Origin of the sequence: Kordia sp., assembly GCF_050633145.1 — a bacterium.
Classification (GTDB): Bacteria; Bacteroidota; Bacteroidia; order Flavobacteriales; family Flavobacteriaceae; genus Kordia.
This window is the reverse complement of record NZ_JBOEFY010000015.1, coordinates 143,767-156,322: the sequence shown is the minus strand read 5'-3', so window position 1 is coordinate 156,322 and position 12,556 is coordinate 143,767. Positions and strand designations below refer to the sequence as shown.

At 33.5% G+C, this 12,556-nt stretch carries 14 protein-coding genes; 6 read left to right on the top strand and 8 right to left on the bottom strand.

The window, feature by feature from the left end:
• The first annotated feature begins 126 nt into the window (after positions 1–126).
• On the top strand, positions 127–1,839 hold the full coding sequence (locus ACRBBL_RS08050) for an FG-GAP-like repeat-containing protein (RefSeq protein WP_431368515.1): 1,713 nt from the start codon (positions 127–129) through the stop codon (positions 1,837–1,839).
• Positions 1,840–1,847: 8 nt separating this feature from the next.
• Here the strand turns inward: ACRBBL_RS08050 and ACRBBL_RS08045 are convergent, their stop codons facing one another.
• The 8 genes from ACRBBL_RS08045 to ACRBBL_RS08010 all read right to left on the bottom strand — a co-directional run bounded on the left by ACRBBL_RS08045 (position 1,848) and on the right by ACRBBL_RS08010 (position 8,884).
• The gene (locus tag ACRBBL_RS08045) at positions 1,848–2,225 is read right to left on the bottom strand and encodes a hypothetical protein (RefSeq protein WP_431368514.1); all 378 of its coding nucleotides are present in this window, start codon (positions 2,223–2,225) and stop codon (positions 1,848–1,850) included.
• Between the two features lie 137 nt (positions 2,226–2,362).
• Positions 2,363–3,925 carry a hypothetical protein gene (locus ACRBBL_RS08040; protein WP_431368513.1) on the bottom strand — a complete coding sequence of 521 codons (1,563 nt, stop codon included), beginning with the start codon at positions 3,923–3,925 and terminating at the stop codon, positions 2,363–2,365.
• A 94-nt stretch (positions 3,926–4,019) separates the two neighbouring features.
• The gene (locus ACRBBL_RS08035) at positions 4,020–4,856 is read right to left on the bottom strand and encodes a carboxypeptidase-like regulatory domain-containing protein (protein ID WP_431368512.1); all 837 of its coding nucleotides are present in this window, start codon (positions 4,854–4,856) and stop codon (positions 4,020–4,022) included.
• A gap of 9 nt (positions 4,857–4,865) precedes the next feature.
• Positions 4,866–5,807, bottom strand: a complete 942-nt coding sequence (locus ACRBBL_RS08030) for a carboxypeptidase-like regulatory domain-containing protein (protein ID WP_431368511.1) — start codon at positions 5,805–5,807, stop codon at positions 4,866–4,868.
• A gap of 11 nt (positions 5,808–5,818) precedes the next feature.
• The gene (locus tag ACRBBL_RS08025) at positions 5,819–6,697 is read right to left on the bottom strand and encodes a carboxypeptidase-like regulatory domain-containing protein (protein WP_431368510.1); all 879 of its coding nucleotides are present in this window, start codon (positions 6,695–6,697) and stop codon (positions 5,819–5,821) included.
• Positions 6,698–6,704: 7 nt separating this feature from the next.
• The gene (locus ACRBBL_RS08020) at positions 6,705–7,571 is read right to left on the bottom strand and encodes a carboxypeptidase-like regulatory domain-containing protein (RefSeq protein WP_431368509.1); all 867 of its coding nucleotides are present in this window, start codon (positions 7,569–7,571) and stop codon (positions 6,705–6,707) included.
• A 7-nt stretch (positions 7,572–7,578) separates the two neighbouring features.
• Positions 7,579–8,439: a carboxypeptidase-like regulatory domain-containing protein gene (locus ACRBBL_RS08015; protein WP_431368508.1), complete on the bottom strand. Its 861-nt coding sequence runs from the start codon at positions 8,437–8,439 to the stop codon at positions 7,579–7,581.
• Positions 8,440–8,602: 163 nt separating this feature from the next.
• Positions 8,603–8,884, bottom strand: coding sequence for a hypothetical protein (locus tag ACRBBL_RS08010; RefSeq protein ID WP_431368507.1), 282 nt, complete (start codon positions 8,882–8,884; stop codon positions 8,603–8,605).
• A gap of 229 nt (positions 8,885–9,113) precedes the next feature.
• Here ACRBBL_RS08010 and ACRBBL_RS08005 point away from each other — a divergent pair, with 229 nt between their 5' ends.
• The 5 genes from ACRBBL_RS08005 to ACRBBL_RS07985 all read left to right on the top strand — a co-directional run bounded on the left by ACRBBL_RS08005 (position 9,114) and on the right by ACRBBL_RS07985 (position 12,297).
• Complete coding sequence (locus tag ACRBBL_RS08005; protein ID WP_431368506.1) at positions 9,114–9,890, top strand: hypothetical protein; 777 nt, start codon at positions 9,114–9,116, stop codon at positions 9,888–9,890.
• Between the two features lie 6 nt (positions 9,891–9,896).
• Complete coding sequence (locus tag ACRBBL_RS08000; RefSeq protein ID WP_431368505.1) at positions 9,897–10,565, top strand: hypothetical protein; 669 nt, start codon at positions 9,897–9,899, stop codon at positions 10,563–10,565.
• The gene (locus ACRBBL_RS07995; protein WP_431368504.1) at positions 10,532–11,326 is read left to right on the top strand and encodes a sensor histidine kinase; all 795 of its coding nucleotides are present in this window, start codon (positions 10,532–10,534) and stop codon (positions 11,324–11,326) included. Before ACRBBL_RS08000 ends, ACRBBL_RS07995 begins: the two co-directional genes overlap by 34 nt.
• On the top strand, positions 11,323–11,973 hold the full coding sequence (locus ACRBBL_RS07990; RefSeq protein ID WP_431368503.1) for a response regulator: 651 nt from the start codon (positions 11,323–11,325) through the stop codon (positions 11,971–11,973). Before ACRBBL_RS07995 ends, ACRBBL_RS07990 begins: the two co-directional genes overlap by 4 nt.
• Before the next feature lie 96 nt (positions 11,974–12,069).
• Positions 12,070–12,297: a hypothetical protein gene (locus tag ACRBBL_RS07985; RefSeq protein ID WP_431368502.1), complete on the top strand. Its 228-nt coding sequence runs from the start codon at positions 12,070–12,072 to the stop codon at positions 12,295–12,297.
• Positions 12,298–12,556 lie beyond the last annotated feature (259 nt).

Genomic DNA, 12,556 nt, shown 5'->3' with positions numbered 1-12,556 from the left:
TTTATTATATTTGTCACTATAAAAAGTTGCAGATATGAAATGAGCCATTGTAATTAAGTTTACAAGTATCAAAAATGATAGTTGGCGAATTCCATCTGAATTCAATATATATTAAAAAATTGGCAGATGAAAAATTACACGATTGTACTCTTATCTTTTTTATATTTCCCGCTAGTACAGGCGCAAATTCTTTTTGAAGAGAAAGCTGTTGAGTTAGGAATTAATATCACTGGAAGCTTTAGTACACAACTTGGAGGCGTTAGTTTTTATGACTACGATAATGATGGTTGGGACGATTTGACTTTTGCTTGTAAAGAAAATTTTTCTGTTCGATTTTTTAAAAATAATTCAGGCACTTTTGTAGAAGAAACGTTCAATATTACAATTCCAGGACACTCAAAGCAGGTTTTGTGGGTTGATTATGATAATGATGGTGATAACGATTTGTTTGTAGCGCGCTTAGATGCAGCAAATAAATTATACAATAATGACGGAAACTTTAACTTCACAGATGTTTCAGGTATTGCAGGAATTCCAAATACCATTTTATATACGTACGGTGCTTCTTTTGGCGATTATGATAATGATGGCGATTTAGATTTATTCTTATCAAATAAAGATGATGATAAAATCATTCCGAATCAATTATATAGAAACAATGGGAATGGAACTTTTACAGATGTTTCACTCATTGCAGGAATTAGTAATGTAGGTCACTTATCGTTCTGTTCTTCCTTTTTTGATTATAATAATGATGGTTTTTTAGATATTTACATCTCAAATGACCGTTTTGCAAACACGAATATTCTTTATAAGAATGATGGTGATGGAACTTTTACAGATGTAAGTGCTTCTTCTGGAGCAGGAGTTGCGGCAAATGCAATGTCTACTACGATTGATGATTATAATTACGATGGTTACTTAGATATTTATGTAACAAATACTGTAGAAGGAAACCATTTATTGAAAAATAATGGAGATGGTACATTTACAGATTTGGCAACAGCTTCTGGAACTATTTTTAACAGCATAGGTTGGGGCGCAAACTTCTTTGATGCAGATAATGACACAGATTTAGACTTGTATGTATGTAGTATGATAAACAATACAGCTTCTGGGTTGATGACTTCTGGTTTTTACCAATGCGATACAGGATATAGTTATACAGTTCCAACAACGGCAGGTTTTACAAATGATACGTTTACTAGTTTTTCCAATGCTATTGGTGATATTAATAATGATGGTTACCAAGATTTTGTCGTAGTAAATCAAGCACCAGAAAATCATACATTATGGAGAAATGCTGGCGGTACAAATAATTGGCTTAAAGTAAAGCTGGAAGGTACTACAAGTAATAAAGCAGGAATAGGAGCAAGGATAAAAGCAACTGTTAACGGACAAGCAATGTATAGATATACTTTGTGTGGCGAAGCATTTTTAGGACAGAATTCTGCAACGGAAATTTTTGGCTTAGGAACAGAAACTACAATTGATATGCTAGAAATTTTCTGGCCAAGCGGATTGGTAGATACGCTTACCAATGTAACAGCAAATCAGGCATTGAACGTTATAGAAGGAAGCACATTAGGTATAAACGAAGAAAACGCCGAAAGTTTCAGCGTTTTCCCAAATCCTGCATCGGATTATATGATGATTTCTACCACAATTTCTACACCGTATACGGTTACTGTTTTTGATAGTTTGGGTAAAGAAGTGTTTGTTCAAAAAGAACAAAACGGTCAAACAAAATTGGACGTTTCTTCACTAACAAGCGGACTATTCTTTTTAGAAATTCGCACAGCAACAACCAAAACAGTACAAAAAGTGGTAATTCAGTAATCTATATCTTATCCTAACGGATGAATGCTTAAAAAGCGTAAAATTGTCAATACAAATAATGCGATTCCAACAATTACTTTAAAAGGCATTAATGTTTTAGAAATTTTTACTAACGTATCTCCAATTTTTGGAATTTGACTTAATACGTGCGTTAATAGTAACACACCAGCTGCCATTGCTAATATATTGAAAATTAAATGGTCAAAATGTAGTAGGTAGTAAATTCCCAGTCCTAAAATACCGCCACCAATTATAGTTGTAAAAGGCATTAGTTTTTTAGCAATATTGTTAAAGAAATCGCTTTCTCCATCCAATTTGTCTAATGCGGTAAGTCCAAGTAAAATTCCAGCTGCAAGACAGGCAATTTTAAAAATAATTTCAATCATGTCGTTAATTTTTGTGTTTAATTGTTCTTTATTCGTTAATAAGTTCTTCTAAATATACGCATAAAAAAAGAATCATAAAATAGCGAACTACTTTTATGATTCTTTTCGGTGTATTGTATATTTTTTAGCTGAATGTATTAATCGTCATCAAAAGTAGTGTGATTATAGGCTCCAACATCAGAAGGATTTGTTCTAGGATTTCCTAATAGATCGCTTTGAATCGCTGGCGGCATAGTTGGTGTATTCCCAATTCCGATAGCTCCAGAATTATCACCAATAATAAATTCGCCAGTGTCTGTGTTTTTGAAATCAGGATCTGAATTCAAAACGATTCCTTCAAAAATACCTGTATCGTTGAAGTTATATAAAGGATCATTCACAAAACGATTATTGAAGTCGTCAAACTTAATCAAACAGTTTTTAAAGTTATATTCTAGTAATATTGATGAGTTGCTTTCCGCTTGATTTAACAGTAATTCAATACCATTATTTCCATAAATAATACAGTTAGAAAAATCTGCTTGTTCCAAATCTGCCGTAAATTCCATTCCATTCCCGACATCTAAGAAATTGTCTATTAAAACCGTAGGAGCTACTCTAAAGCTATTGCTCCAATAGTTTGCAAACGTACAATGTCTGAATGTGTATTTTCCACCTAAATTCAAATATAAAGACGCTTGTCCTGCACTTCCAATCACAGAATTGTTAGCTTCTACATGTCCTGTACGCGCTAAAAGTCCGACAGAAGCACTATTGTAAATTTTAGAATTATTTAATGTCAACGTAGGATTGTCTGGATCGTCACTATTTTCTGTTAAGAGTCCAACAGAAGCATTTTTTATGGTTGCATAGTTAATATTATTATTTGTACTTCCATCAGTAAGCCAAATAGTTCCCCATTGTCCTGGCACATTTGCAAAACCAGGTTCCAAACGGTCGCCTTCAAAAATGACTTCATTTTCTAGATCTTCGGTTGTACTTAAAGCTCCATTGACTTGTAGTGAACCTAAATTTCCAACAATCAATCCAGAATCTGCATGAAAATGCACACGTGCGCCAGCTTCTATATTTAAGACTTGATTTTGTCCAACTGCAGCATATCCGTATACTACATACGGTTTTTCATTGGTCCAGTTCAATTCAGAATCTTCCAAAAAGAAACCTTCAATGCGTGTTTCATTACCTTCTTCATCTACGCTAAGGAGTAAGGTTTCAATAGTACCATCATCAAATTGCTGCGGATAGAGAAAAACGGCATCTTGAACCAAGGTGACTAATTCTACTTTTTGCTGATTATTTCCTGTGTCAAATTCGATCGCATCGGTATATAAAAATTGATCGCCTCCAGCAAAATCAGTAATATCTAAAGTCGTTTCTACAAAGACAAACATACTGTCATTTGCTAGTAACTCTACGTCTTCAAATACTTTTCCGGCAACACCATCAACATTTAAACGATATCTAGAACTTTGTCCTTCGCCCAATTGAATAGAAGGAATGCGAATATCATCGTCACTTCGGTTGTATACTTTTAAATTGTAGGTGCTTGAACCAATATTGGTAAAAACGGTGTCTAAATACACGGTATCTTTTGAAAATTGAAGTTGTCCAGAACTTGGAACGGTTACAAAATCTTTTCGGCAAGAACTCCAAAGTATGGTAATGGCAAGAATTAAAAAGGCGTATAAAAATTTCTTCATTGTACTATTTTAATTGGTAGCTATCGTTTATAGATATACTATGTGGTAAAAATATAACTTTTTGAAGTTCTAATTATTGTTTGAAGCCTATTATTTAATGCTTTTTCTTGGGATTTTGCAGTTTTTTGTTCCACAGGTTCTGTAATAATTGAAAAAAGCTTTTCTTTTTTGCGTTAATAGATTTCATATCATATCCGTTAACGGTTGTTATGCCACCTGCAATACCTTGTAATTCTTCATAATTTGCACTAATACCACCAGCCACAACTGTAACTTCTTCTAATTGTTCACTTTCTTTAAGTTCAATTTTGTATACACTTTGCGTTTTAGTAATGCTGATTTCTTGACTTTTATAGCCTACATAACTAATCATTAATATATCGTTAGGCTTTACTTTTACAGAAAAGTTTCCATCAAAATCAGTTGTTTTTCCATGGTAGTTTCCTTTAATGAGTATAGTTGCGCCAGGCAAAGGAAGACCTGTATTATCTGTTATGGTTCCGCTAATTTTTATAGAATCTTGTTGTTTTTTAGAATGTACTTTTGCTTTTCTATTGAGTGAACCTATATGAAGTCTTGTAAAGTTATAATTGTCGAGTTGTTCAGTTTTATCAACTTTTTCATTCATTCTAGGTTTTCCTTGCGCAAATACAGTCATTGGCAGCAGCAATGTAGCTGCATAGGATAACCAATGATTTCGTTTTTTTCGATCTGCAATGAGCTTTCTATTGAGTTGAGAAGGATGAAATCGTCCGCACAAATTCCCATCATTGGCAACATGTTTAATCAATTCTTCATCGCTTTTTGCGGTAAAATCGATGACTTCTTTGGTGCACACACCGCAGAATTTACCTTTTTCAGTTGGCGACATGTTGTTCCAGTCTTCATGACAAGGTTCTGGAATTTGTATAATCAGTTTAGGATGTTTCATAAAAAGAAATTAGTTGTTCTTTGCTTGTCTTTCGGCTTTTCTAGCAGCGCGTTCTGCACGTCGTTTAGCACGTTTTTCTTGCCATTTTTTCTTTTGAAACGCGAAATAGTTCTTCGTGCGTTCTTTTTTTTCTGTGATTTCAGCTTCAGACATTGGTTTTTTGTAATAATCATCAGAAGAGTAGTTCATAACTAAACCATTAACAGTATCGCCAAGTAGCATCATCATTGATTTTTTGTAATAATCATCAGTAGGGCAATTCACAACTACACCAGCGACAGCACCGCCAAGAACCATCGTCATCGTTATTTCAGGTTCTAAAACAATATTGTAAGTCCTTTTTTCTTTTGTAATTTTTATACTGATAGTTTTATGAAATGCATGTGTGACCTTGATAGTATCATTTACATTTACTTTAAAAGTATAATTTCCGTTAGGATCAGTGGTTACGCCTATATGAGTCCCTTTAATTACTAAATATGTAGAAGATAATGGCAATCCTTTATCATCAGTAACAACACCATTTATAGTAATACTATCATTTTGAATTGTATGTGCAACTTTTCCTTGTCGCTGTAAAGAACCAATATTCAATGATTTAAAATCCTTGTTATTGGTTTGCTCAGTTTTTGAAATATTTTGAGTTTCTTTTTTTACTTCTTGAGAAAATAATGTTAGAGGTAGCAATAAAGAAGCCGCATACGATACCCAATGATTGCGTTTTTTTCTATCTACAATTAATTTTCTATCTAACTGTGTTGGATGGAATCTTCCACAGAGATTATTATTTGCAACTACATGTTTTACAATTTCTTCGTCACTTTTGGCTGAAAAATCAATTATTTCTTTCGTACAAACACCACAAAACTTCCCTTTTTCAGTTGACGACATGTTGTTCCAGTCTTCATGACAAGGTTCTGGAATTTGCACAATGAGCTCAGGATGTTTCATAAAATAGAAAGTTAGTTATTGTTTTTAGCTTGTCTTTCAGCTTTTCTAGCTGCGCGTTCTGCACGTCGTTTAACACGTTTTTCTTGCCATTTTTTCTTTTGAAAAGTAAAGTAATTCTTTGTACGTGCGTCACGTTCTTTGACTTCTTCTTCAGTCATTGGTTTTGGGTAGTGTGTACTAGCATATTTACTAACGTATTCATCACTATGTACAACATATCCAACGACAACCACTTCTTCAAGTGAACCATCTGGATCTAACTGAACATCATACGTCATTTTTGACGTTTTTACCGTAATTTCTTTTGTTTCATAACCTACATACATAATTGCTAAAACGTTTCCTGACTTTACTTTTATAGAGAAGTTTCCATCAAAATCTGTAGTTACGCCAATAGATGTTTCTTTTATTAGTACTGTTGCACTAGGAAGTGGCATTCCTGTATCATCTGTAATTATACCTTTTATAGTAATAGAATCTTGTTGCTTCTTGGAATGAACTTTTGCTTTTCTGTTGAGAGAACTAATATGAAGTGTTTTAAACTTTAGTATCTCTAGTTGTTCTGTTTTTGTAGTCTTCTTTTCATCAGATTTTGTTTGCTGTGAGAATACAGTCATTGGCAACAACAATGTAGCTGCGTACGACAACCAATGATTGCGCTTTTTTCTATCTGCAATGAGTTTTCTATTCAATTGTGATGCATGAAATCGACCGCATAGATTCCCGTGATTAGTAAAATGCTTGATGACTTCCTCGTCGCTTTTTGCGGAAAAATCTATGACTTCTTTTGTACATGCGTTACAAAAACGACCTTTTTCGGTAGGAGACATGTTGCCCCAGTCTTCATGACAAGGTTCAGGAATTTGCACAATGAGTTCAGGATGTTTCATAAGCGTATTATTTTTTCGTTGTTAGTCTTTCAGCTTTTCTAGCAGCACGTTCAGCACGTCTTTTGGCACGTTTTTCTAACCATTTTTTTCTTTGAAACGCAAAATAGTTCCTTGTAGTTTGCTCACGTTCATTCAGTTTTTCTACTGTTTTCGACTGCGATTTTTTCGTGAACTTACTTTTGTATCGTTCATTTGGACTTTCTGTAACAACTGCTCCTACAAAATGCAATCCTTGTACACCAGACTCTAGCTGAACATTTATGGTAGAAGAGGTAATTTTGATTTTTTTTATTTCATATCCAACATAACTTATAACGAGAATACTTCCATAATTTGACTTGATAGAATAGTGCCCATCAAAATCAGTAGCTGCGCCTATGTTCGTACCTTTAATTTGGACTGTTGCGCCAGGAAGAGGAAATCCACTTTCGTCAGTAATGATACCTTGTACAGTAATACTATCGTTTTGCTTGGTAGAATTTAGTTTCGCTTTTCTGTCCAGCGAACTTATTTTTAACGATTTAAAAGCCGAAGTGTCTATTTGCTCTGTATCCGTATTTTTTAGCTCGGGAGTTTTTGTTTCTTGCGAAAATAAAGTTATCGGTAATAGAAAGGTAGCTGCGTACGATAACCAATGATTTCGTTTTTTTCTGTCAGCAATTAGCTTTCTATTCAATTGTGAAGGATGAAATCGCCCGCATGTACTCTCATGATTGCTTAGGTACTTTATAATTTCTTCATCACTATCTGAAGTAAAATCAATGACTTCTTTGGTACATACATTACAAAACTTACCTTTTTCAGTTGGAGACATGTTGCTCCAGTTTTCATGACAAGGTTCTGGAATTTGCACAATGAGTTCAGGATGTTTCATAAGCGTATTATTTTTTGGTTGTTTGTTTCTCTGCTTTTTTTGCGGCACGTTTTGTACGTCGTTCTTCACGTTTTTCCAACCATTTTTTTCTTTGAAAGGCGAAATAATTCTTTGTACGCTGCTCACGTTCATTCAGTTTTGCTGAAGTTTTTGGATGCGACTTCTTCGTGAATTTACTTTTGTATCGTTCATTTGGACTTGCAGTAACAACTTCGCCTAAAAAATCACATGAAGCACTGTTTAGTTGAACATTTAAAACAGGTTTTTTAGTCTTGATTTCTTTTGCTTCAAAACCAATATAAGAAATGACCAAAACAGCTCCTTTCTGTACCTTTATTTCATAATTTCCATCAAAATCTGCTGTTGTACCTTGCATTGTTCCTTTTATATAAACACTAGCGCCAGGAAGTGGCATCCCAAGATCATCGGTAACAACACCTTTTATAATTATACTATCATTTTGGATATTAGAATTTAATTTCGTTTTTCTATCAAGCGAACTTATTTGTAACGATTTAAAAGTTGAAGTGTCTATTTGCTCTGTATCCGTATTTTTTAGCTCAGAAGTTTTTGTTTCTTGCGAAAACAAAGTTATCGGCAATAGAAGCGTAGCCGCATAGGATAACCAATGATTTCGTTTTTTTCTGTCTGCAATTAGTTTTCTATTGAGTTGTGAAGCATCAAATCGTCCACATAAATTTCCATTATTCGAAAAATACGTCACAAGTTCTTCATCACTTTTTGAAGTAAAATCAATGACCTCTTTGGTGCAAACTTTGCAAAACCTTCCTTTTTCAGTTTGAGACATAGTGTTCCAATCTTCATGACAAGGTTTAGGAATTTGTAGAATAAGTTCAGGATGTTTCATGATGGTTCGCTTTTAAATTCAATTCAAAAAAAGCATAAATACATATATAAAGAAACCAACAATGAGTAAACAGGTAGTTTGAATGAGTAAACTTTCAACCATCAAAAAACTCCTTTACTTCATAGCGAAATAAAGGAATTCATTAAGTATTAATTTTGAATGATTAGAGTTCTTTCACGATAAAGTTAGAACTACTAGCAACAGGTGTAAGCACACCACCAGCATCTTGAAATACTTGTAGCGTAAAACCATTTGTATATGGATATAACATATAAGTTAATCCAGGAATTTGTTGCGTTGGTGACACAACTACTGAAGCTCCTGCATTTACATTTCCGTTATAATCAACGGTGTATTTCTGTTGCCCAGAATCGTATTGACATGAAAAGTTTCCATTACTTGTAATTTGACCACTTGAAGTGATCGTTCCGCAAAATGCTGACATAATTTTAAGGTTTTAAATGATTAATAATTTTTTAAATTGTATCAATTATATCATTTGACGCCTTGATGATTAATTGATATGGTTCAAAATTAGAACGATCAACATTAATTTGAAAGACAGCTTTTACTCGATTTTAATCACGTATTTCAAGAATGTAAATGCGTAGAAATACGTGTGATTAATTTTCTTATATTCAATACTTTAGTGTTAAATTTTAAAACAACTAATTATGGCTTTAGAACCAATTAACAATTATGACCTAACACCTTTTGGTCTTGTAGACGAATATGCAAAATCATGGCAAAAAGTAAATGATTTAAAAGCATTTTTATTTCACCGAAATGATATTGAATGTATTTTGGATGAAAAACAAGCTGTTGCTGTACGTTTTTATATGGGAATTAAAGAAGATGGAGATACTAAATGTCCAGATATGATAGTCGTTGGAGTGAATGAAAGTAATAGAGACATTATTTCTTTACTTCCAAAGGATTCTGGAATCGGACCAGGAAACGAAATCAGAACTGGAATTTATGATTTTACCATGCCTTGTCCGCGAACCTGTGATACAAGTAGTGATTTATATTTTAATACAGGTCCTGGAATTATTGGAACCGAAAATTGTGCACCACGTGATGGCGATAGAACGCCAAGTACCAATGATAAATGTAATATTGAAGGGTTTCAAATAACAGTTGCAGATGCCATCGCATCAACACTAGCTTGGCAAACATTATTCAATTTAAAATCGGTACTATTTAAAAAAGAAGATTTAGCCGAAATTTATAAACAACTTGGAACAGATGATATTCGTGTATATTTTGGTTTAGATGGGGAAGGAAACGAACGCATTATTCTTGTTGGTGTAAATGAAGAAGGATTTGATATTTTTCCTAAAGATGCAGAAGGAAAAAATGAAGAAATGTATGTAAATAGCGCTTCGCTCTGTACCAAAGATTCTATAACAACCTGTGCTGTAGATAGTCCATTATATCATGAAGAATAATTGTATATGTATCTGCTTTCAAAATCTGCACTATTTTCTATTTTAAACATTGCACAGTTGTTTATTTTGTTACCGTTAATCACAATTGTTTTTCGGTACAAACGATTCAATACAACGTTTAAATTAATTGCATTGTTACTGGTTAGCGCAGGTGTTTTTGCATTGATTGGAAATATTTTGCATCGACAGGCCATCAATAATATGGTGATTTCACATCTGTATACGATTGTGGAATATATCTGTTGGAGTTTAGTTTATATACGATTGTTTGATACTAAAGTGGTTAAAAAACTGGTTATAAGTTCTATATTTTTGGTCATCACATTTTCCATTGTCAATATATTCTTGTGGCAACCATTAGACGTTTATAATTCGTATAGCAAAACTGTGGAAAGCGCATTTTTACTTTGTTTCGCAATCGGTTGGTTTTACAAAATCTTTGTAGACCAATCGATACGACGTTTGGAAATACATCCTGTTTTTTGGATCAATTCTGCAGTTTTAATCTACTTTTCAGGTGCTTTTTTACTATTTGTGACGAATAATTTTTTGCTAGAAATTCCGCTCATCGAATATTTTGAAGCCTGGGCATTGCATGGAATATTCATTATGATTCATTATCTTTTCATCTCAATAGGTCTATGGTTACTGAAACACAAGAAGGAACTTCGTTAATACTATTCATTGGCATGTTAGGAATGTTTTTCCTAGCACTTGCTATTGTAGGTTTTGTCATTATTTACAGAAGACGTTTGTTAAAACAGCAAATGAAATTACAGGAGCAAAAAATCATACATCAGCAGCAACTATTACAAAGTGCTGTGAAAATTCAAGATGACGAACGAAAACGTTTTGCAGCTGACTTACACGATGAAATTGGTGGCGGAATTTCTACTATTTTATTAAGTGTGGAACGAATTAAAAAAGAACAAATTGATCAACCTGAAATCGTATCAAAATCACAAAACGTACGCGATCAGTTGAATCAGTTGTTAAACAAAGTTCGTGAAATATCATACAACATCATGCCGCCAACCTTGGAAGATTTTGGATTGAATGAAGCTATTAGTGATTTGTGTTATTCAATTTCAGAATCGAGCAAAATACATATAGATTACGAATGGAATGGCGATGAAAAACGATTGGATTTTTCACAAGAACTTGCATTGTATCGCATTATCAAAGAAACATTGGTAAACGCGGTGAAACATTCGGAAGCAGAAACAATTAAAATTACGATTGAGAATTCTACGGAAAGTTTCAAGCTAACCATAAAAGATGATGGAAAAGGATTTAACACAGAAACCGTTCAAAAAGGTGCAGGATTGCGAAATATAAAAGATCGCGCCTTGATTTTGGGTGGGCTAATAGACATTACATCCAACGTAAATTCTGGCACGACAATACATGTTCATTTAAACAAAGAAAACGTATGATAAACATAGCATTAGTAGACGATCATTCGCTCTTTAGAGAAGGAATTAAAGCCATTTTTCAAGATGAAAACGATATGGAAATTACAATGGAAGCCTCAGATGGAGATCAGTTTTTAGAAGCTTTGCGCAATGCTGTTGTAAAACCAGATGTAGTATTATTGGACATTAGAATGCCAAACCTTGACGGATATGAAACGGCAAAAATTGTCTTAGAAAAATATCCAACAATGAAAATAATTATTCTTACCATGCATCAAGAAGAGCGACATATTATACGTATGATTGAACTTGGTGTGAATGGTTATTTAATGAAGAATGCAAATTCTGATGAAGTTGTAGAATGTATTGAAAGTGTGATGGAATACGATTATTATTTCAACAATAAAATTACAAACATCATGCGTAAAGTAATGATGTATAAAGGAAAAGGAACTCCAAACAATATCATACACGATCTTTCAGAGCGCGAAATAGAAGTCTTAGAACTGATCTGTAAAGAATACACTGCCAAAGAAATAGGAGAGAAGCTCTTTATTAGTTTTCGTACGGTAGAAGGCCATCGTAAAAATCTACTTTCCAAACTCAATGTTCGTAACACCGCAGGATTGGTTGTATTTGCTTTAAAAAATGAAATTGTGAAGATTTGATAAATTATCGCGTTTTTATAAACCGTCACTATTACTATTTTTTGTTGATATTGGAAAAATTTACCTTTAACTATCATTAATTTAAATCTCTAAACAATGAAAAAAAGAAATCTTAAATTATTACAGTTAAGCAAGAAGACAATATCTAATTTGAAAATCAATGACTACAAAGGAGGAAGAGAAGTTTCAATACATGAAACAAATTGCGACCATTGTCCTGTAGGCACTTCTCCTGATGACGGTGGCGGAGATGGAGACGGCGGCGGTGGCGGTACTCGTACATGTACTACGTTCCGAACAATCATTAGCTGCGTTATTTGTTAAATAATATAGTATGCTGATATTGAGTTAAATAGCAAATTTAGGTTTGCTATTTTTTTGTGTAAAAACTAGTATAACAGACAACAAGTAACGTTTAAGTGTTTGTAAGTTTAAAGGTTGATACTTTGAAACAAGCAGAAAGTAAACAACTTAACCCAAAACCCAAAACCCAAAACCCAAAACCCAAAACCCAAAACCCAAAACCCAAAACCCAAAACCCAACACCTACAAATCCGCATAAAAAAAGTCATTATTGTATTCG